The organism is Streptomyces sannanensis, assembly GCF_039536205.1.
GTDB classification, from domain to species: Bacteria; Actinomycetota; Actinomycetes; order Streptomycetales; family Streptomycetaceae; genus Streptomyces; species Streptomyces sannanensis.
Map to the genome: position 1 here is coordinate 4648437 of NZ_BAAAYL010000001.1, position 20523 is coordinate 4668959.

14 protein-coding genes are annotated in these 20523 nt (G+C 70.9%); 9 read left to right on the forward strand and 5 right to left on the reverse strand.

Features of this window, described 5'->3' with window-relative positions; all coding sequences use genetic code 11:
* The first annotated feature begins 56 nt into the window (after positions 1-56).
* Both ABD858_RS22010 and ABD858_RS22015 read left to right on the forward strand, forming a co-directional pair.
* Positions 57-725, forward strand: coding sequence for a response regulator transcription factor (locus ABD858_RS22010; RefSeq protein ID WP_425586237.1), 669 nt, complete (start codon positions 57-59; stop codon positions 723-725).
* A 76-nt stretch (positions 726-801) separates the two neighbouring features.
* On the forward strand, positions 802-1644 hold the full coding sequence (locus ABD858_RS22015) for a LuxR family transcriptional regulator (RefSeq protein WP_345040272.1): 843 nt from the start codon (positions 802-804) through the stop codon (positions 1642-1644).
* An 89-nt stretch (positions 1645-1733) separates the two neighbouring features.
* Here the strand turns inward: ABD858_RS22015 and ABD858_RS22020 are convergent, their stop codons facing one another.
* Entirely contained in the window at positions 1734-3881 is a 2148-nt protein-coding gene (locus ABD858_RS22020; RefSeq protein WP_345040274.1) for an MMPL family transporter, read from the reverse strand.
* A gap of 285 nt (positions 3882-4166) precedes the next feature.
* Here ABD858_RS22020 and ABD858_RS22025 point away from each other — a divergent pair, with 285 nt between their 5' ends.
* Positions 4167-7157 carry an AfsR/SARP family transcriptional regulator gene (locus tag ABD858_RS22025; RefSeq protein WP_345040276.1) on the forward strand — a complete coding sequence of 997 codons (2991 nt, stop codon included), beginning with the start codon at positions 4167-4169 and terminating at the stop codon, positions 7155-7157.
* An 18-nt stretch (positions 7158-7175) separates the two neighbouring features.
* Here ABD858_RS22025 and ABD858_RS22030 read toward each other — a convergent pair whose 3' ends face one another.
* Complete coding sequence (locus ABD858_RS22030; protein WP_345040278.1) at positions 7176-7472, reverse strand: hypothetical protein; 297 nt, start codon at positions 7470-7472, stop codon at positions 7176-7178.
* A 182-nt stretch (positions 7473-7654) separates the two neighbouring features.
* Here ABD858_RS22030 and ABD858_RS22035 point away from each other — a divergent pair, with 182 nt between their 5' ends.
* Positions 7655-9202: a tryptophan halogenase family protein gene (locus tag ABD858_RS22035; protein WP_345040280.1), complete on the forward strand. Its 1548-nt coding sequence runs from the start codon at positions 7655-7657 to the stop codon at positions 9200-9202.
* Positions 9203-9231: 29 nt separating this feature from the next.
* On the opposite strand, the gene ABD858_RS22040 is transcribed toward ABD858_RS22035, so the two are convergent.
* The gene (locus tag ABD858_RS22040) at positions 9232-9678 is read right to left on the reverse strand and encodes an FAS1-like dehydratase domain-containing protein (protein ID WP_345040283.1); all 447 of its coding nucleotides are present in this window, start codon (positions 9676-9678) and stop codon (positions 9232-9234) included.
* 555 nt (positions 9679-10233) lie between these two features.
* Here ABD858_RS22040 and sbnA point away from each other — a divergent pair.
* Together sbnA and sbnB are read left to right on the forward strand one after the other, a co-directional pair.
* Positions 10234-11226, forward strand: coding sequence for a 2,3-diaminopropionate biosynthesis protein SbnA (sbnA, locus tag ABD858_RS22045; RefSeq protein ID WP_345044772.1), 993 nt, complete (start codon positions 10234-10236; stop codon positions 11224-11226).
* The gene (gene sbnB, locus ABD858_RS22050; protein ID WP_345040285.1) at positions 11220-12221 is read left to right on the forward strand and encodes a 2,3-diaminopropionate biosynthesis protein SbnB; all 1002 of its coding nucleotides are present in this window, start codon (positions 11220-11222) and stop codon (positions 12219-12221) included. Before sbnA ends, sbnB begins: the two co-directional genes overlap by 7 nt.
* 72 nt (positions 12222-12293) lie before the next feature.
* On the opposite strand, the gene ABD858_RS22055 is transcribed toward sbnB, so the two are convergent.
* A complete protein-coding gene (locus ABD858_RS22055; RefSeq protein ID WP_345040287.1) occupies positions 12294-13292 on the reverse strand; it encodes a TauD/TfdA family dioxygenase in 999 nt (332 codons plus the stop codon).
* 181 nt (positions 13293-13473) lie between these two features.
* The gene (locus ABD858_RS22060; RefSeq protein WP_345040289.1) at positions 13474-14442 is read right to left on the reverse strand and encodes an acyl-ACP desaturase; all 969 of its coding nucleotides are present in this window, start codon (positions 14440-14442) and stop codon (positions 13474-13476) included.
* Positions 14443-14645: 203 nt separating this feature from the next.
* Between ABD858_RS22060 and ABD858_RS22065 the strand changes: the two genes are divergently transcribed.
* The 3 genes from ABD858_RS22065 to fabF are packed head-to-tail and all read left to right on the forward strand — an operon-like array spanning position 14646 to position 20310.
* Entirely contained in the window at positions 14646-17285 is a 2640-nt protein-coding gene (locus ABD858_RS22065) for an aldehyde dehydrogenase family protein (RefSeq protein ID WP_345040291.1), read from the forward strand.
* A complete protein-coding gene (locus tag ABD858_RS22070) occupies positions 17282-19048 on the forward strand; it encodes a thiamine pyrophosphate-binding protein (RefSeq protein ID WP_345040293.1) in 1767 nt (588 codons plus the stop codon). The genes ABD858_RS22065 and ABD858_RS22070 overlap by 4 nt, the downstream gene beginning before the upstream one ends.
* On the forward strand, positions 19048-20310 hold the full coding sequence (gene fabF / locus ABD858_RS22075; protein WP_345040296.1) for a beta-ketoacyl-ACP synthase II: 1263 nt from the start codon (positions 19048-19050) through the stop codon (positions 20308-20310). The genes ABD858_RS22070 and fabF overlap by 1 nt, the downstream gene beginning before the upstream one ends.
* The last annotated feature ends 213 nt before the right edge of the window (positions 20311-20523 follow it).

Genomic DNA, 20523 nt, shown 5'->3' on the forward strand with positions numbered 1-20523 from the left:
CGTCGACCGGATCCACGGACTCTCCGCACCGGCAACGGCCCGATGGGCGTTTATCGATGGTGTGTGTGCCGGACGTCCGGATGGGCGAGTCGATCGAGCAGCTCGTCGGTCGTGCCCGGTATGCGATCAGCGTCCTGCTCGCGGACGACGTGGCCTTCGCCGACGCGATGAGTGCGGTGCTGGGAGTCGCGGAGCCGCGGGAATCCCGGTCGGCCGGTCGTGCCGGGGCCGTCGTGCCCGGTCGGCCCGCGATCCGTGTGCTCTGCACCCCGAGTGCGCTGTGTGCCCCGCTCGTCCGGTCGAGGATCGCCGGGTGGCTGCGGATCCGGATCGCCGAAGGCGAGTTGCGCGAGGCACTCGTCGTCGACGGCGAGGTCGCGCTGGTGCGGTCGAGGACCGAGGAGGCCGAGGGGAACGCATCGATCGTGCATGACCCGGCCGCGGTCCGCGCCCTGGATCTGCTCTTCGCCGCCGCATGGGCGAACGCCCGGCCGCTCGCCGATCACCTCGGGCTGAGTTCGCGGCTGCGCAGCGACCTGACGCGGCGCATTCTCGAGAAGCTGTGCGCCGGCCGCACGGACGACGTGGCGGCCGGTGAGCTGAGGATCTCCCTGCGGACGTACCGCCGCCATGTCGCGGAGATCATGCGTGAACTGGGTGCGAATTCTCGTTTTCAGGCGGGAGTGCGCGCCGTGGAACTGGGGCTGCTGCCGGATCAGTACTGAGAGACTGCGCGACGGAGCAGGACACCGAGCAGGATGGTGGAACGTGTGTGAGTACCCGTTTCAGGGGGAGCCGGGTGTGGCGCCGGAGCGCCCGCCCGGGCCGGCGGGCGGCGGGATCGCCGAGGGCGATCTCGAGCTGGCTCTGCTCAAGGTGTGCGCGGTGATCGGTTCGACGGTCGCGAACCATCGCGCCCAGGGCTTCCGGGACCGGCGGATCACCGCGGTCGAGGAAGGATCCGAGGCGATCATGGAGACCGCGCGGGAACTGGTCACCGGAGCCAGGACGGGCGTCGACATCCGTCTCGTCGGGGACACCGGGCATCCGGAGCGCCTGCGCCGGCGGTTGCAGGAACTGGTGCTGTCCTTGCAGGGGCCGGCCCGTGTCCGGCTGCTGTGCTCACCGTCGATCGTGCCGGACGAGGCCTTCGTCCGCGAGCAGGTGGAGCGCGGTCTGCCCATCGCGGTCCGGGTGGCCCGCTTCCCGCCGCTCCAGGCGCTGATCGTCGACGGGAGCGCCGCACTGGTGGCGGCGGAATCGGCCGTGGGGCGCCGGGCCTCGGTGATCCGAGTGCCCGAAGTGATCCACACCCTGCACACCCTCTTCGATGGGGTGTGGCGCAACGCCCTGCCCGCCGACGAGCGCGTGGATTTCGACGCCCGTGCCCACGCCACGCCGGCCGCCCGGATACTCGGCGCCCTGCGTGCCGGGGTCACCGATGAGGTCGCCGCCCGCGAGCTGGCCGTGTCCGTACGCACCTTCCGGCGCCATGTCGCGGAGATCATGAACCAGCTCGGTGCCCGGTCCCGGTTCCAGGCCGGAGTACGGGCCGCCGAGCTGGGGCTGCTGCCGCTCGCGGAGACGCCGGAGGTCGCTGTGCCCGACCGGCGCCGCCGCGACACCTCGTTCGCGGTGCTCTGAGGCCGCCGCGTACGCCCGGGGCCGGCTCCCCGGGCGTGCGCAGGCCCGTACGTTCTCGTGACAACGAGGTCACCCGAGGCCGTACGAGGTCATACGAGCGCGCGGTCCTCCGCATGATCCGCGGCGTCGCCGGACTGCGGCTGCGCGTCTCCCTGGTGACCCGGCCACCAGGCCTTCGTACCGAGCAGCCCGGTCAAGGTCGGGACCAGCAGTATCGCCATCACGAAGGCGGTCAGCAGGATGCCGAAGGCCACGGCGAATCCCATCTGCTGGAGCATGGTGTTGGAGGCGAGCATCAGCACACCGAAGGTCCCCGCGAGGATCACCGCGGCGGAGCCGATGGTGGGCGCGGACTGCGCCACGGCGCGGGCCACGGCCTCCCTGGGGGACTTGCCCGCCCGGACCTCCTCGCGGAGCCGGGCCACCATGAGGATGTTGTAGTCGGTGCCGATCGCCACGACGAACAGATAGACGATCACCGGCAGGGTGAACAGCAGTCCGTTCTCGCCGCGGACGTTCTGGAACAGCCAGACCGTCGCGCCGAGCGTGGCGCCGAAGCCCAGGCCGACCGAGAGCATCAGATACAGCGGGGCGACGAGGCTGCGCAGCAGCAGCCCGAGAATGATCATGATGGCCAGGCCCGCGACCGGGAACACCAGCTTGTAGTCGTGCTCGACGGCCGTCTTGATGTCGGCCAGCAGCGCCGTCGTACCGCCGACCAGCGCGGTCGTACCCTGCGGCGCCGCCTTGTGCGCCGTGTCCCGCAGCTCACCGCCGACAAGCGAGATCGCCCGCTCCCCGGCCGGCGGGCTGGTGAGGACGAGGCTGTACTGGGCCACGGAGCCGTCGGCGCCCATGACCGCGGGGGAGACCTGGCCGACCCCCTTCGCCCCGGCGAGCACCGAGCGGAACGTGTCCAGCTCGCTCCCGTCGAGGGCGGAGCCGTCGTCGGAACGCAGGTACACGGTGGTGGGATCGGCCTGTCCGGCGGAGAAGCCCTTCTGCAGGTCCTTCATGGCCTGTACGGACTCGAGGTTCTTGGGAAGCGAGGTGTTGCCGTCGAACTCGGCACGGAAGCCGAACGCGCCCACGGCCAGCACGGCCAGCACTCCGCCGGAGAGCAGGGCCACCACGGCCGGCCGCTTCGCGGCGGCCCGGCCGACCCGGCCGGCCACGGCGTTCCGTGCGGGCTTCTTCCACGCCTTGGACGGCCAGAACGCCTTGGTGCCCAGCAGCGAGAAGACCGCGGGGACCAGGGTGAGCCCGGCGGCGAGCGCGACGGCGACCGAGATGGCCAGCGACGGGCCCATGGTGCGCAGCATGCCCATGCTGGACAGCAGCAGAGCGAGGAAGGCCACGATCACCGCGCCGGCCGCCGACGCGATGGTCTCGCCCACCAGTCCCACGGCCCGGATCATGGCCTCCTTGGGCGCCGTTGCCTCGCGCAGCTGCTCGCGGTAGCGGAAGAGCAGGAACAGGATGTAGTCGGTGCCGACGCCGAACAGCACCACGATCAGGATGGCGGAGATCGAGCTGTCGGCCTGCAGTCCGCCCAGTTCGGCGGCGGTGGAGATGAGGCCCGTGGCCACCACGAACGCCACGGCGATCACCAGTACCGGCATGATGGCGATGAGCGGGCTGCGGAAGATGACCAGCAGCAGCACGATGATCAGGAGGAGCGTCGCGCTCATGATCATGGCGTCGGTGTCCCCCGAGGACTCCTGCGAGTCCAGTGCGGTGGCGGCCGCTCCCGTGAGGCCCATCTTCAGGTCCGTGCCGGCCAGCAGCGTCCTGGCCTCCGTGCGCAGCTCCTTGACCGCCTCGGTGAGCTCCGGGTTGTACGGATCCTTGACGGTCGCGACGACGGAGGCCAGGGCGATCTTCCCGTTGGGGGACACGGCCTGCGGGCTGGTCTCCACCTTCTTGACCAGGGAGATCTTCCGGTCCTGGAGTCCGGCCGCCACCTTCGCCACATCGGCCCGGTCGGCGTCGTTCAGCCGCTCGCCGTCCTTCCGCTGGAACACCGCGATCGCGGCGGGCTGTTCATGCTGCGGGAAGGCGCGCTTCTCCAGTTCGGCGACCCGCACCGATTCGTAGTGGGAGGGCAGGAATTCGGCCTGGTCGCTGATGGGCTTCAACTGGGGGGAAAGCATGGCCAGTGCCACCGCCGCCAAAACCCAGGCGGCGATGGTCGTCCAGGGGCGGAGGACGGCGAACCGTCCGATCCGTCCGAACATGGAGGCTCCTTCGCTGAGTACTCGTATCTCGTCGGCAATCCGGTCGAGTCTAGGTTTGCCGACTATCAAAAAGCTTTCGAAATAGCTGTGTTGACGGGGTGTGTGGGAACGTTCCGGTGAACATCGGGTCCCTGACCGGTATCCGGTGGGTTCGCGCCCGCGGACTTTGGCAGCTTGCTGCCGTCGTCGTTGCGGCCACCGGGAGCTCCTGTTACCCAGTACGAAAGCGAGAGAGCCCGGCCGGCCCCGTGATGCGGGGCCAGGGCCTGATACAGGAGGCCATTGGTGCTTCAGGCGGTGTTCCGGATCCTGGGGCCGCTGGACATCGACGTGGACGGAAGGGCTGTCCCTCTGCAGGGGGCCCGGCAGCGCACGATCATGTCGATGCTGCTGCTCGCGCCCAACCGGGTCGTCTCGGTCGATGCCCTGGCCGACGCCGTCTGGCAGGGCAACCCGCCGGCCACCGCCCGCAATCAGGTGGCCATCTGCGTCTCCGCGCTGCGCAAGACCTTCAAGAACGCGGTCGGCGTCGACGACATCCTGGTCACCAGCCACCCCGGCTACATGCTCTTCACCGGCGAGCACCGCATCGACGCCGTCGAATTCGAGGAGAGTGCCGCGGGCGGCCGTGAAGCCGCCCGCCGCGGCAGACTCGAAGAGGCCTGCGCCCTCTTCGAGGAATCCCTCGGCATGTGGCGCGGCCCCGCCCTGGAGGGCATTACGGCCGAGCGGGTCGAGACGGAGGCCGCCCGCCTCGACGAAATGCGCCTCAGCGTGTACGAGGAGTACATCGGGCTGCGGCTGGAACTCGGCCATCACCGCGATCTGGTGGGCGAGCTGAGCGCGTTCATCCGCGAGCATCCACTGCGCGAACAGGCCAGGGCCCATCTCATGCTCGCCCAGTATCGGTCGGGCCGGCGCGCCGAGGCCCTGGAGACGTACCGCGACGGACAGCGGCTGCTCGCCGAGGAACTCGGCATCGACCCCGGCCCGGCCCTGCAGGAGCTGCACGAGGCGATCCTCGTCGACTCGCCGAAACTCAACCGGCCCGCCGACAGCGTCATCCTCGCCCCGATGCCGACCGTTCCCGCCCAAATCCCCTCGAATGGCGCCTCCTTCACCGGACGCCGACGTGAACTCGCCGCTCTGGACCAGCTGCTGGACCGGCTGGACTGCGGCGCACTGCCCGTCGGCTCCATCACCGGCATCGGCGGTGTGGGCAAGACCGCGCTCGCCGTCCACTGGGCGCACCAGGTCGCCGGCCGCTTCCCGGACGGCCAGCTCTTCGCCGATCTGCGCGGTTACGACGAGGAGGAGGCGCCGCGCCGCCCCGGAGCCGTGCTCGACGGGTTCCTGCGCGCCCTCGGTGTGCCCGCGCCGCGGATCCCCGCCGGTCAGAACGAGCGGGCCGACCTGTTCCGCAGCGTCCTCGACGGCCGCCGGGTCCTGATCGTGCTCGACAACGCACGCTCCTTCCGGCAGATACGCCCGCTGCTGCCCGGCAACGGACGCTGTTGTGTCCTGATCACCAGCCGCGACGCGATGGGAGGCGCGCTCGCCGGCGACTACGCCTTCGAGGCGCTGCCCCTCGGCGCACTGGAGGAGGACGAGGCCACCGCCCTGCTCTCCCGTGTCGCCGGTGACGGCCGGCTCTCCGCCGACCCCGCGGGCGCCGCCCGGCTCAGCGCGCTCTGCGACCGGCAGCCGCTGGCCCTGCGGATCGCGGCCGCCCGGCTCGCCGCGAAGCCGCACTGGTCGGTCCGTACGCTTGTGCTCCGTCTGGAGGACCAGCACCGAAGACTCGACGAACTCAGCCTGGACGAACGCGGGGTGCGCGCCGGCCTGCGGCTCAGCTACCGCGATCTGCCGTCCGCCGTCGCCCGGATGTTCCGGCTGCTCGGCCTGCTCAATGTGCCGGACTTCGCCGCCTGGGCCGGGGCGGCCCTGCTGGACATCGATCCCGTCGACGCCGAGGACCTCATCGAGCAGCTCGTCGATGCCCAGCTGCTGGAACCGCTGAGCGCAGGTGCCGCCGGGCATGTCCGCTACCGCTTCCAGGAACTGCTGCGGCTGTTCGCGCGCGAATGCGCGCGCGCGGAGGAGACGGAGGCCGACCGGCGCGCCGCCATCCGCCGTGTGTACGGCGTGTGGCTGGGGCTGGCATCCGAGGCGCACCGGAGGATGTACGGAGGCGACTACACCGTCATCCACAGCGCCGCGCCGGTGCATCCGTTGCCCTCGCACGTGGTCGGCGATCTGCTGGACAGCCCGATGGGCTGGTTCGAGACCGAACGCGCCGCGATCACGGCCCTCGTCGACCAGGCGGCCCACGAGGACGAGGCCGCGTACGCCTGGGACCTGACGATGACCGGTGTGACGCTCTTCCAGCACCGCAACTACCTGGAGGACTGGCGGCACTGCGGCGAGCGCGCCCTCGACGTCGCCCGGCGGACCGGCGATCCCGTCGGGGAGGCGGCCATGCTGCACTCGCTCGGCACCCTGGAGATCGTCCAGTGGGACTACCGCAGGGCCCGCGAGCGGCTCGGCGTGGCCCTGCGGCTCTTCGAGGAACAGGGACAGGACAAGGGACGGGCGCTGGTGCTCCGCAATCTGGCCCTCTGCGAACGCCACCACGGCGATCTGGACCTGGCCAGAGACATGAGCCAACGGTCCCTGGAGGGCTTCCGCGCAGTCGGCGACCGCTACGCGGAGGCCCATCTGCTGTGCCTGCTGGCGCAGATCGAACTGGAGCGCGGAAACCCGGAGTCGAGCCGCGACCTGTCCGCCGAGGCGATCGCCCGGAGCCGGGACCTCGGCACCACCAGGGGAGAGGCGCAGAGCACGGTACGGCTCACCGAGGCGCTGATCTCCCTCGGAGACGGGGAGAAGGCCGAGGAAGCATGCCGGTCCGCCCTCGACCTGGTGCGCGCCGACGGGGACCGGCGGGGCGAGGCCCATGCGCTGCGCGCCCTGGGCGAGGCCCTGTGGCGCCAGGGCCGTATCGAGGAGGCCGACGCGGTGCTGAGCGAAGGGCTCATGACCGCGCGCAAGGTGCCCGACCGGTTCCTGGAGGCGCGTGCCGCCGCCGCGCTGGGCTGTGTGCTCGCGCTCCGCTCGGACCGGGCGGGGGCCGCCGACCGCGCGGCTGCCGCCGCGCGGCTCTTCGCCGAGGTCGGAGCGGAGCGCTGGGGGGCCCGTGCGGACCGCCTGTTGTCGGTGGTGTCCGGCGAGGGGACACCGGACTCGGAGACGCTGTTCGCGATCGTCAAGCCCTGAGCCTCCGGGACGCAGCGATCAGGTCCAGGGGTCGTCGTTGTTCACCACGCGCGTCCACGGGTCGTCGCCGTTGGGCATGCTCGTCCAGGGGTCGTCGCTCTTCGGGGTGATGGTCCAGGGGTCGTCGCCGTTCACAACCACTCTCGTCCACGGGTCGTCCGCCGGGACGGCCCGTACGTTCGTCCAGGGGTCGTCCTGAAGCGACGCGGCGTGCGCGCTTCCCAGCGCGCCCGTCGTCGCGATGATCAGAGCCGCGCCGGCCATCAGGCCGCCGGACGGAGCGATCAGCTTCGCGAAGAGGGTGCCACGCTCCATGGAGTCCTCCTGAATGCTCGGTCCGCTGCAGGCGGTTGCCCCGCGGTATGCCGAGAACGTTAGGGGCCTCTGATTTCCGGGCTCTTTCGAAGCCCTTTCACAGGGGGGAAATCGGCTCGATGACGGCCGGGGATATAGAGAAGGCAGAGGTTCGCCGCAGAACGCAGGGATGGCATTTCGGTATGGACAGTCGCATCAAGAACATCGTCATCGTGGGAGGCACGGCCGCCGGCTGGATGGCCGCTGCCCACCTCGCGAAGGCTTTCCAGGGAACAGTGACTGTCACCCTGCTCGACACGCCGGACCGCGACCCCGGCACATCCATGACGGGAGAGGTCGACGCCGCGGCCCCGGAGACCCAGCGGGCCTTCTTCGATCCGCTCGGAATCCATGAATCCGAATGGATGCGCGCCTGCCGTGCCTCCTTCAGGACGGCTGTCCGTTATGTGAACTGGCGTACCGAGGGCCCCGCCGTCACTGCGGCCAGGACGCTGCGGAACGATGGTGCCGACCACTTCTACCGGCCCGTGGAAGGGGTCCTGCCGAAGATCGACGGCTTTCGGCTGCCGCACTACTGGGCATGGCGCAGAAGGACCGGTGACACGGTCGAGCCTTTCGACTACGCGTGTTTCCGTGAACCACCCCTGATGGACGCCAGAAAATCACCGCGCTGGCTCGACGGGCGGATGGCCGTTCCGTACGCATGGCATGTGGACAGCAGGCTGTTCACCGAATTCCTGCGCCGCTTCGCCACCGAACAACTGGACGTCCGCGCGGTCCGTGACGCTTTCCGGTATGCCGAGCGCGACTCCGAGGGTTTTCTCACCGCGGTGGGAACGGCCACGGGCCGCGTCATCACCGGGGACTTCTTCCTCGACTGCACGGGCCAGGACGGACTGCTGATCACGGACGTCCTCGGCGAACCGCGCGTCGCCACGCACGACCGGCTGGTGTGCGACAGCGCCGTCACCGTCACCGTCCCGCACGACGACGCCGGGCGCGGCATCGAGCCGTACACCACCGCCGTCGCCATGCCCGACGGCTGGACCTGGAAGATGCCGCTGCCCGGCCGTGTCGGCGCGGGTCATGTGTACGCGGCCGAGCAGACCGAGCCGGAGGAGGCGGCCCGCCGGCTCTGCGGTCTGTGGGGGCTCGACCCCGAGCGCACGCCCCTCCGCCATCTCCGCTACCGCACCGGCCGCAGCCACCGTTCCTGGGTCAAGAACTGTGTGGCCGTGGGAGCTTCGTCGTACCTTCTGGAACCGCTGGAGCCGTCCGGCATGAGCGGTGTCATCCACACCCTGACCCAACTGGTGCGGTACTTCCCCGCGCCGCACTCGCGCGACGCCCCGGCGGCCCGCTTCAACCGCGCGATCAAGACCCGCTACGACGAGGCCCGGGACTTCATCCAGCTGCACTACGCCGCCGGCCCCCGCCGGGACACTCCGTTCTGGCAGGCGCACCGGACGCTGGCCGTTCCCGCCGCGGTCCACGACCGCACCGCGGCGCACCGGGGCGGCTTCCCCTTCCCCGCGTCCGACATCCCTCACCATACGGTCCTGGCCGCCCTCGCTCCGGCCCCGCCCGCCGCCCCCGCGGCCCTGGCCCACAAGCCGGACTCCATTCGGGCGGCCGCGGCCCAGTTCGAGCGGATCAAGCGGCAGCAGCGGATCCTCCTGGAAACCCTGCCCTCCGCCCACACCTACCTGGACCGGCTGCACAGCCGCTGACACTCCCCGGCACCCGTCCACAGCGGCTGTCAGCCGGCCGCGCGGGCCACCAGCGACATGAACACGGTCGCCACCGGTGCGCCGTCGTCGTCCTCGATCTCGGTCCGCAGCTCGACGACATCGCTGCCGGCCGGTGACCTGAGCGCGTCGATGTGCACGGTGGCCCGGAGCCGGTCGCCCACGCGGACCGCGCGCCGGAAGGCGAAGCGCTGGTCGCGGTGGACCACCCGGTCGTAGTCCAGGCCCAGTTCCGGGTCGTACACGACCGGGTCCGTGGCCTGCTGGACCAGTACGCACAGAAAGGTCGGCGGGGCGATCACATCCGGATGCCCGAGGGCCCGTGCGGCCTCGGGATCGTGGTGGGCCGGGTGGGTCTCGCCCACGGCCAGGGCGAACTCACGGATCTTCTCCCGCTCCACCTCGTACGGCGCGGTGGGCGGGTAGGCGCGACCCGCCAGCGCGTGGTTCAGCGGCATGCGTGCTCCAGGTTCGAATCGGTCGGAGGGCCAGGGGGTGTCCGACGGATCACCGCGGCGTCGCGGTGACATCGGCCGCTCCGCGGCGGGCGCGCGTCCGCCCCGTAGCCCTTCGCACAGGAGGTGCCCCCATCGTTGTCGTCGGTCGCCGATGTCCCCCAGCCACCGGTGGGGGCACCCAGAGGTGCCCCACCGCATACGTGGACATCAGCCGCTCCGCGGCGGGCCCTCCTCTGCCTTGCGACGCACGGCACCACGAGACATCAGCCGCTCCGCGGCGGGCGCTCCTTCCTCCACGGCGATCCATCGGACACCCCCTCGTCGACGCGACCGGCTGCGGCCGTGCGAGCGGCCACCGTGCCCGGCGGCTCTATACGGCCCCTACGCGCGCGCCCGGACCGCGGACGCCCGTACCCCGCCGTATAGATCGCCCATAGCAGGCATCCGCAGTCTCACTGCTCGGAATGAGATCGACAGTCGGGGGCCGCCCCTGTCCCTATGACGAAAGGGAGAGCCGTGACCGCAGGGCTCAAGGGCATTCTCTCAGCGGTGGGCATGACGCCGCTCATCGAACTGGAGCGGCTGGTTCCCGGCTTCTCCTCGCGCGTGTACGCCAAGGCCGAACGCTTCAATCCCGGCGGCAGCATCAAGGACCGGTCGGCCCTGAACATGCTCCTCGGACGGATCAGAGCCGGAGAACTGGTGCCGGGGAAGTCGACCGTGGTGGAGTCGAGCTCCGGAAACCTGGCCATCGGACTGGCCCAGATCTGCCGCTACTTCGGCCTGCGCTTCATCTGCGTCGTCGACAGCCGGACCACCCAGCAGAACATCGCCATCCTGCGGGCCTACGGGGCCGACGTACGCGTCGTCACCGAGCCGGACCCGCTCACCGGCGAACTGCTGCCTCAGCGACTGCGCCTGGTCGCCGAGCTGCTCGCGGAGATCCCCGGGGCGTACTGCCCGGACCAGTACGCCAACCCGCTCAACCCCCAGGCGCATCTGGCCACCATGGCCGAGATCGACGAGGCGCTGGACGGCAGGATCGACTACCTCCTGCTGTCCGTCGGCACATCGGGAACCCTGGGCGGCTGCGCCGAGTACATCCGTCGTAAGGGCCTGCCCACCCAGGTCGTTGCGGTGGACGCGGTCGGCAGCGCGCTCTTCGACTCACCCGTCTCCTGCAGCCGGCTCATCCCCGGCCACGGCGCCTCGGTGCGCCCGCAGGTGCTCGACAGGGAGGACGCCGACCGGGTCATCCATGTCAGCGACCTGGAGTGCGTGGTCGGCTGCCGGCGGCTGGTGCAGCGCGAGGCCGTCCTGGCCGGCGGCTCCTCCGGCGCCGTCGTCGCCGCCCTGGAGCGGATCGCCCCCGAGATTCCGGACGGCTCCACCTGTGTGCTGGTGCTGCCCGACGGCGGCGACCGCTATCTCGACACCGTTTACGACGACTCCTGGGTACGCCGGCAGTTCGGCGAGGTCTCCCACTTGTGGAAGGGCCCGACGGAGTACCCGGAACCGGACGAACAGAAAGAGAGAGTTCCGTGCTGATAGTCGGCCACAGCGAGGTGCGTGCCCTGCTGGACGGGAAGGAGCGGGAGATCCTCGAACTGATCGCGGACGCCTACCGGCTCCACGACGAGGGCCGTACCGCCCTGCCGCACTCCGTCTTCCTCCGTTTCCCCGAGGACGCCCGCAACCGCATCATCGGGCTGCCCGCGCATCTCGGCGGGGACGACGCGGTGGCCGGGATGAAGTGGATCGCCAGCTTCCCCGGCAATGTGGCGCGCGGCATCGAGAGGGCCAGCGCCAGCATCATCCTCAACTCCATGGCGGACGGCCGCCCGGAGGCCTTCATCGAGGCATCCCTGATCTCCGCCCGCCGCACCGGTGCCTCGGCGGCCCTCGCCGCGGGCCTGCTCGCCGCGGAGGACGAGCCCCGCGGGATCTCCCTCATCGGCCTCGGCCCGATCAACCTGGAGGTGCTCCGCTTCACCGCCGCGCGGCTGTCCTCACTGACCACGGCCGTGGTGTACGACCTCGACCGTGCCCGGGCCGAGGCCTTCGCGGAGGACGCCCGTGCCACCGTGCCCGGTCTCGAGGTGACGGTCGCCGCCGACGCCGAGGAGGCCCTGGGCGCCCATGCCCTGGTCTCCCTGGCCACCACCGCCGGCACCCCGCACATGGACCTGTCCGCCTGCCGGCCCGACGCGACGGTGCTCCATGTGTCGCTGCGGGACCTGACCGTGGAGGCCGTACTCGACGCGCAGAACGTCGTCGACGACACCGATCACGTCTGCCGTGAGCGCACCTCGCTGCACCTGGCCGAGGAGCAGACCGGGAACCGGGAATTCGTCGGCGCCGAGATCGGGGCGCTGCTCCGCGGGACGTCCGGCTTCCGCCGGGAGCCCGGCCGCCGGGTCGTCTTCTCGCCGTTCGGGCTCGGGGTCCTGGACCTCGCGCTCGCCCGGTGGGTGCGCGACCGGGCCGAGGCGGAGGCGACCGGTGTGCGGATCGACGGCTTCCTGCCCGGCGACGCGGCCTGACCTTCCGGGCGCGGTACGCCGAGGGCCGGACCTCTCCGGAGGTCCGGCCCTGCCGCATGACACCGGCGGCCGTCAGTCCAGGACGCTGCCCCCGGCGGTGCGGAGCGGGCGCGAGCGCCGGTTGTCGAGGGCCGCGTACACCCGGTGCAGCCAGCGGTCCGTACCGTCGTAGCGCGGGGTGAAGGGCGTACGGCCGTGTACGGTCAGCCGGTTGTCGACCACGGCGAGGTCGCCGGCCCCCAGCGCCAGTGCGGAGGTCACCTCGATGAACGCGTCCCGCAGTTCCGCCATGGCCGTGCGGGCCTCGTCGTCCAGCGGGTGGGTGGCCGAGAAGTCCACCAGTACGTCCGGGTCCTCGGGTGCTCCGCGCAGGATCGCGTGTGCGGGTGCGGCACCCTCCCGGCCCTCGAAGGAGGGCGGCGCCTCGGTGAGGAAGCGGTTCTCGCCGAGCACCTTGCGGGCCTCGTCGGACAGCAGCGGCAGGGCACGGCGTACGGACGCGGTGCACAGCCGGGCCTCGCCGGTCGGGTCCTCCCGGACGCAGAACAGGCCGATGTAGTCGGGCCGGTTGTCGTGGAAGGCGTTCTCGGTGTGCATCTCCAGCAGCACCGAGCCGGCGTTGCTCTGCTGCCGCTCCTGGCCGGGCACCGGCACCACGTTCTGCACCAGGGCGCCGGACTTCTCGTTGCGGAACGCGATGACCTCGCCGAGCTGGAGCATCGCGGCGGTGATGACCGCCGAGGCCGTGGACGCGAGGCGCTCCACGGAACCGGGCTGGGCCGGGGTCGGCGGCAGGACGGTGCTTCCGTCGGCCGGGGTGACCGGAAGGTTGCGGATCACCAGCACCCCGTCGGGACCCGCGTCGTGACGGAACCGGCGCAGCTCGGTGAGCAGCCGCTGCGGAAGCCCGGCAGAGGCGTCGCGCACCGCGCCGAGCCACTGGAGGTCGTCCGTCGCGGCCGGCTCGGTCCGGGCGAGCCAGTCGGCGATCTCGCCGGTCTGCCGGCGCTCGGCGTCGGTGAGCACCACCGTGGCCGGTGACGCGGTGGTCACGATACGGGGCTGAGTCATGAACGTGCCTTCGCTGTCGATGAGGTGGCAGGTGGACGGGAGTGCCGGTGGCCGCCGGAACGCGGACCGGGCACTCCGGCGGGCAGTCTCATCGGGGCGGCTATATCCGCCCTATGCGTGTCGTCCCGGACATGGAAAGGCCGCGGAGCCGGGGCGGTCCGGCGGGAGGGCCCGGAGCAGGTCAGGCCCGGGCTGCTCCGGACCGGGCGAGGCGCTCCTCGCGCTTCTCGGTGAACCGGGCGGCCCGCCGGTCGAGGCCCTGGAGGAAGCGGGCCAGATCCTCGCGGGCCGCCTCGCCGGCCGGCCCGAAGTCGGTGCGCTCGAAGATCCGCCAGTGCCGCAGCACGGGCATGACCACCTTGTCGTGGTGCAGCCGCAGATCGTAGATGCCGGCCATCGCGATCATCAGGGAGTAGCGCGCGAAGTCCGGCTGGTGTTCGCCCGGCATCCTGAAGTCGAGCAGCACGTTGCGGATGGCGGCCATGGTGGCGTCGGGAGCCCGTTCGAGTGCCGCGTCGACCAGGTTCCGGTAGAAGAGCATGTGCAGGTTCTCGTCCGCCGCGATACGGGCCAGCAGCTGGTCCCCGACCGGACAGCCGGTGGCGGCCCCGGTGTTGCGGTGGGCGACGCGGGTGGCCAGCTCCTGGAAGGTGACGTAGGCGAGAGTCTCCAGGATGCCGCCGGGAGCGCCGCCGCTGCCCGCCGACATGTGCCGGAGGCGCCGCCGCTCCAGGTCGACCGGGTCCACCGCGCGGGTCACCACCAGGTAGTCGCGCAGCGCGATGCCGTGCCGTGCCTCCTCCGCGGTCCAGCGGTTGGTCCACTCGCCCCAGGCCGCGTCACGGCCCAGCGTGCCGGCGAAATCGCCGTGGTAGGCGGGCAGATTGTCCTCGGTGAGCAGGTTGACCACGAGGGACGCCCGTACGGCCGGGTCCATCCGGGAGTCCTCGGGGCGCCAGTCCTCGCCGCCGAGGAGGGCGAAGTCGCGTCCTTCGCTCCAGGGCACGTAGTCGTGCGGGTTCCAGTCCCGGACCACCGTCAGATGCCGGTCGATGTTCCGGGCGACGACCGGCTCGAGTTCATGCAGCAGCGCCGGCTCCCCGGCCGGGTCGGGCAGCGTCACCGGAATCATGGTCTCCGCAGTGGTCATGGCTTCCCCTCGACGGTTCGGATTCCAAGACCGTAGACCAAGAATGACCATCTGTTTACCTCGTCCGGCAAATATAGATCACGTGTAGTCCGGTTCGTACGATCGTGCTCGAAGCGAATCGGAGTCGGGCCGGGGGTCCTGTGGGGATGCTCATCAATACGGACGGTCGTCGAATACCGTCGACGGGTGTGGACGGTGAATGCATGGCCGTTCTGCGCGAATTGAAAAGGCGTGGAATCGGCCCCGACGATCGGGTGCTGCTCACCGGTGCCAATACCGAGGAATTCATTCTCGCGTTGTTCGCGCTGATGGAATGCGGGGTGTCCGTCGCGCTCGTCGACTGCCGGATTCCCGCCGCCCAGCAGGCGCAGCTCGTCGCCGACGCCGGAGTCCGCTGGCTGCTGACGGACGATCCGCTGCCCGAGGGGATGACCGGGGCCGGTCAGTTGCAGCTCTCCGAGCTGGTGGCCACGGCCCTCGCCGCCGACGGCCCGAGCGCCCCCGGGGACGGCGGGGAACGGCCCACGTTCGAGCGCTGGTTCGCCCGTGACGACGCCCTGATCGTATGGAGCTCCGGCAGCACCGGAGCCCCGAAGGGCATCGTGCGTTCCGGCGGTTCGGTCCGCGCGAACACCGAGCGGACCGCTGCCCGGATGGCGTACCGGCCGGACGACGTACTGCTGCCGCTGCTCCCGTTCACCCACCAGTACGGACTGTCGATGCTGCTGCTGTGGCGGATGGCCGGCGCCACGCTGGTCCTGCAGACCAGCAGCCGTCGCATCGACATGGCGCTCGCCGCCGTCCGTGACCACGGGGTCACCGTCGTCGACGCGGTCCCGGCCGCGTACCACACGCTGCTCAACGTCGTGGACAGCGGCCGTGCGGAGGTCGGCCCGCTCGCCTCGGTCCGTATGTGGTGCGTCGGCGGCGAACCGCTCGGCCGTGAACTGGCCGAGCGCTTCACTCGTACGATCGGCAAGCCGCTGCTGGACGGATACGGCAGCAGCGAGGCCGGGAACATCGCGCTCGCCGTGCCGCCGCACCCGGTGGGCTGCGGCAGGCCGCTGGACCGCATCCAGGTCGAGGTGGTGGACGAGGACGGCCGGGCCGTCGCGCCCGGAGTCGTCGGCGAGATCGTCGTCCGTACCCCCGACTACATGACGGGCCTGCTCGGGCCGGGCGGCACCGTACGCCCGGTGAACCGGCAGGAGTACCGGACCGACGACATCGGCCGACTCGACGCGGCCGGCAATCTGACCGTCCTGGGCAGAAGGGCCGCGGTGCACCGCCTCGGGCACACGCTCTACCCGGACGGGATCGCGGACCGGGCCAGTGCCTGCGGCGCCCCGGTCAGGGTGATTCCGGTGGAGGGCGACCGGGACAAAGGGGCCCAGTTGGTGTTCTTCGTCGTGGACGAATCGGGCCGGCCCGCCGCGTACTGGCGGAAGGCGGTCACGGAATGCGTCGCGGAGCACGAGTGGCCCAATCGCGTGGTCGTCCTTTCCGAATTCCCGCTCAACAACACAGGGAAAGTTGACCGCCAGTCATTGCAGAAACTGGCGGTATCCGCGGTCGCACGTGACGGCAGGAGAGGTGTGCTGATGAACCAGGCCCTTGCTGAGGTGGAGGACCGGGAAACATACCGGATTCCCTTCCAGGAACGGCTGCAAGACCTGCACAACGTGGTGGATCTGCTCCGCACCCGCCGCGAGGAAGTGCTGCAGGTTCTCTTCGAGACCTGCAATTACCGCACCGCCTGCGGTGAGATCGACGCCTCCATCGCCGCCCTGGAGGGCGCTCACGACGAGGTGATGCGTTTCCGCCCGCCCCGGGTCGGCCAGATCGGCGTGCTCATGCCGTCGAACATCCCGCTCTACGGCTACGTCCTCTATCTGCTGATCCCCAGCCTCTACAGCGAGCGCGTGGCGTTCCGGCCGTCCGGACGGATCAGCAGCCAGACCGAGAAGCTGCACAAGCTCCTCGGCACCGTGCACGACCTGCCCATCGAGCAGTGCCTGACCGGTCAGAAGGACTTCCTGACCGGCGAGGCCGCCCGGTCCGACGTGCTGGTCTTCACCGGCACCTTCGACAACGCCGAGAAGATCCGCGGCCGGCTCCGCAAGGACCAGCTCTTCCTCTACTTCGGCCAGGGCGTCAACCCGTTCGTCGTCGGACCGGACGCCGACATCAGCAAGTCCGTCGACGGCGCCCTGCACGCCCGCATGATGAACTCGGGGCAGGACTGCTTCGGCCCGGACGTCTTCTTCGTCCACACCTCGGTCAGCTCCCAGTTCTGCAACCTCCTCGGCCGGCGCGTGCGCTCCCTCAAGCACGGCCGCTACGAGGACGCCACCGCCGACTACAGCTCCATGTACTACCTGGACGCCTTCGAATCGGCCCTCGACCACCTCATCGACAACCGCGCCTTCATCGCGGCGGGCGGCCGGGCCGACCTCTCCGAGGGCCACCTCAGCCCGACCGTGCTGATCCGGCCGGTCGAGACCTCGGTCAGGCCCCCCGAGCTGTTCGCGCCGATCTTCAACGTGGTCCCGTACACCGGCCGCGAGTGGCTGCGCTCCATCCTCACCCACCAGTTCTTCGAGGAGCGCGCGATGGCCGCCACCGTCTACGGCGACGAGCCCGAGCTCGTCGAGCTGCTGCGGCAGAAGCACACGGTGAGCGTCAACGAAACCCTGGTCGACATCGAGGACGGCAACGCCCCCTTCGGCGGGACGGGCGTCCGCGCCAACTACGCGGCCGTCGGCGGCGACCGGTTCACCGAGCCGCTGCTGATCTCGAAGGCCGTTGCCGACCACCTCGCACCCGGCGGAGACCCCCGATGACGACCACGTCCGACAACACCCAGGACAACGAGCAGGAGACCGTCACGGGCTGCTGGAACGCCGTGGTCTCCCTCCTCGAACGGGACGGTGTACGGGCCGCCTTCGGCCTCCCCGCCGACGACCTCGACCTGCTGGAGGCCGTGAACGGCACGGGCATCCGCTTCGTCCTCTGCCGTGACCAGCGCAACGCCCTCTTCATGGCCACCGGATACGCCCTGCAGTCCGGTGAACCCGGTATCGCGTTCACCGGCAAGGGCCCCGCCGTCACCAACACCCTCACCGGGCTGCTGGAGGCCAAGTGCTCGGCCGCTCCGGTGGTGCTGCTCTCCGCGGGCACCGCCGCCGACCGGCGGGGCGCCGGCGCGTTCCAGGAACTCGACCAGCTCTCCGTGATCGGCCCCATGGTGAAGTGGGCCGCCCGCGTCGACGACCCCGCCCGCCTCGCCCCGATGCTCCAGCGCGCACTCCTCGTCGCCCGCGAAGGCGTCCCCGGCCCGGTCTACCTCGAACTGCCCGACCACCTGCTGACCGCCCGGATCCCGCTGCCCGCACAGCCCGAGGACGCGGACGCCGAGCAGACCGTACGGCCCGGAACCGTCCAGCTCGGCGAGGACTCGGCCGCCCTGCGCACCCTGAAGTCCGCCGAGCGGCCCGTCCTGCTCGTCGGCGGCGGCATGCGGCACCACAACGGCCGGCGGCTCCTGGAGCGCCTGGCCGAGCACATGGGCGCCGCCGTGTTCTGCACCGCCAGCGGACGCGGCGCGTTCGACGAGACACACCCGCAGTTCTGCGGCCTGGCCGGCCTGTACCTGCCGGAGGCCGCCGGGGAGCTGTGGCTGGACACCGACTGTGTCGTCGCCCTGGGCAGCAGGCTGGAGGAGACCGCCACCTTCGGCTGGCCCAAGCGCATCGGCAAGGACGTCCCGGTCCTCCAGGTCAACGTCGACGCCGCCGAGTTCCACACCGACTACGCCGGCCCGAAGGTCCTCGCGGACGCCGCCGCCCTGATCGCCGGACAGCTCGCCCGCGACTCCGTCTGCTCCCCCTCCCCGGACTGGGTCCAGCGGGTACGGACGGTCCACGCCGGCCTTCACGAGCAGCACCGGGAGCGGCTGCGGGAACTCTCCGCCGGGACCGAGCTGCACATCGCGGAAGTCCTCGCCGCCCTCGCCGACGTCCTCCCCGACGACCTCGTCCTGGTGCAGGAGAACGGCCTTCAGGACATGTGGTCGTACCGCTACCCCGTGCACAGCTGCGCGGCCGACGGCGGCTCGATCGTCCCGTCCGAGCAGACCAGCCTCGGCTTCGGCGCGGCCGCCGCGGCCGGCGTCAAGACGGCCGCACCGGACCGGCCGGTCGTCGCCTTCGTCGGGGACGGCGCCTTCGGCCTCTTCGAGTCCGATCTGCCGACCCTGGCCGACCAGCGGCTCGGCGTCCTCTACGTGGTCCTGCGCAATGGCGGATACGGCTGGCTGCAGAGCCAGCTCGACCAGCGCGAGAAGCCCCTTCCGCAGTACCGGTTCGCGGACCCGGCGGCACCCCAGCCGGGCGCCCGCGAGCTGCCCGGCCTGCACCAGATGACGCTCGACGACAAGGCCACGCTGCGCGCCGACATCGAACAGGCCTGGAAATTCTGCACGTCCGGACGGCCGGTCGTCCTCCATGTGCCCGTGCGGCTGGAGGATTCGCTGTTCGGCACCGCGGCGGCGGGCGGCGACTTCCCGCTGCTCCCCGCACTCGACGCAAAGGAAGGGAGCGAGTGATGGCAACGAACGCACCGGACCGGGCCCGCAGGAGGGTCGTGATCACCGGCTGGGGCATGGTCACCCCGCTCGGCCTGGACGCCGAGAGCAGCTGGGAAGCCCTGCGGGCCGGCCGCAGCGGCATTGGTCCCATCACCCAGATCGAGGCAGACGACCTTCCCGTGAAAATCGCGGGCGAGGTCAAGGACTTCGACCCCGCCCGGTACCTGCCGTACAAGGTGGTCCGGCGCACCGACCCCTACGCCCGCTACGCCCTGGTCGCCGCGCAGGAGGCGGTGGAGCACGCCAAGCTCACCATCGACGAGAACAACGCCCACCGCGTCGGCGTCCTCATCGGCAGCGGCTACGGCCCGATGAAGTCCAACGGCGAGCACGTCCGCGACCTCGACGCCAAGGGCCCGCGCGCCGTCCCGCCGATGGCCGCCGTCACCGGCGCCATCGACAGTGCGCCCGGCGAGATCAGCATGGCCACCGGCGCCACCGGCCCGTCCAGGGCCACCAGCAGCGCCTGCGCCTCCGGCACCGACGCCGTCGGCGAGGCCGTCCGCTGGGTCCGCGCCGGAGCCAGCGACATCGTCATCGCCGGCGGCGCGGACGACATCATCACCCGCGTCGACATCGCCGGCAGCGGCAACGCCAAGGCCCTCTCCAGCCGGGAGGGCGATCCCACCGAGGCCTCCCGCCCCTTCGACGAGGACCGCGGAGGCTTCGTGATGGCCGCCGGAGCCGGCGTCGTCGTCCTGGAGGCCGAGGAGCACGCCCTCGCCCGCGGCGCCCGGATCCTCGCCGAGGTCGTCGGATACGCGGCCAGCTCCGACGCCTACCACTGGACCGCCCCCCACCCGGAGGGCACCTCGGTGCGCCGCGCCATGCGCGAGGCGCTCGACGACGCCGGACTCACCCCGGACGACGTCGACTACGTCAACGCGCACGGCACCGGCACCCAGCTCAACGACAAGACCGAACTGGCCTCGCTGCGCGCCGTCCTGGGCGACCGCGTCGAGCAGATCCCGGTCAGCTCCACCAAGTCCATGACCGGCCACATGATCGGCGCCGCCGGCGCGGTCGAGGCGATCATCGGCGGACTGGTGATCAACGACGGGGTCGTACCGCCGACCATCAACTGCCACAAGCCCATCGACCCGTCGGTCAACTTCGTCGCCCACACCGCGCAGCGCCACGACGTCGACGTCGTGATGAGCAACTCCTTCGGTTTCGGCGGGCACAACGCCGTACTCGTCCTCCGCCGCTGGATCCCCTAGCGCTGTGACCGGAAAGGTTCACCGGCTCGCGACGCCCAGCACGGCACCTCGCTGCGTTGTCGCATCGCGCGAGTACGGCCTAGTACGAGCTGCGATGCTCCGCCTTGCGATGCACCGCACCGGACGCCGCGAGCCACTCGGCCAACCTTCCCGGCCACAGCACTAGCCGCAGGGCCACACCGCTCCAGCAGCACAAACAAGCAGTCCTCGGGG

Coding starts and splice junctions, on each gene's coding strand:
- ABD858_RS22010 (WP_425586237.1), top strand. CDS start 57: ATGGTGTGTGTGCCGGACGTCCGGATGGGCGAGTCGATCGAGCAGCTC.
- ABD858_RS22060 (WP_345040289.1), bottom strand. CDS start 14,442: ATGACCACTGCGGAGACCATGATTCCGGTGACGCTGCCCGACCCGGCC.
- ABD858_RS22065 (WP_345040291.1), top strand. CDS start 14,646: ATGGCCGTTCTGCGCGAATTGAAAAGGCGTGGAATCGGCCCCGACGAT.
- fabF (WP_345040296.1), top strand. CDS start 19,048: ATGGCAACGAACGCACCGGACCGGGCCCGCAGGAGGGTCGTGATCACC.
- ABD858_RS22070 (WP_345040293.1), top strand. CDS start 17,282: ATGACGACCACGTCCGACAACACCCAGGACAACGAGCAGGAGACCGTC.
- ABD858_RS22030 (WP_345040278.1), bottom strand. CDS start 7,472: ATGGAGCGTGGCACCCTCTTCGCGAAGCTGATCGCTCCGTCCGGCGGC.
- ABD858_RS22020 (WP_345040274.1), bottom strand. CDS start 3,881: ATGTTCGGACGGATCGGACGGTTCGCCGTCCTCCGCCCCTGGACGACC.
- ABD858_RS22035 (WP_345040280.1), top strand. CDS start 7,655: ATGGACAGTCGCATCAAGAACATCGTCATCGTGGGAGGCACGGCCGCC.
- ABD858_RS22040 (WP_345040283.1), bottom strand. CDS start 9,678: ATGCCGCTGAACCACGCGCTGGCGGGTCGCGCCTACCCGCCCACCGCG.
- ABD858_RS22055 (WP_345040287.1), bottom strand. CDS start 13,292: ATGACTCAGCCCCGTATCGTGACCACCGCGTCACCGGCCACGGTGGTG.
- sbnA (WP_345044772.1), top strand. CDS start 10,234: ATGACGCCGCTCATCGAACTGGAGCGGCTGGTTCCCGGCTTCTCCTCG.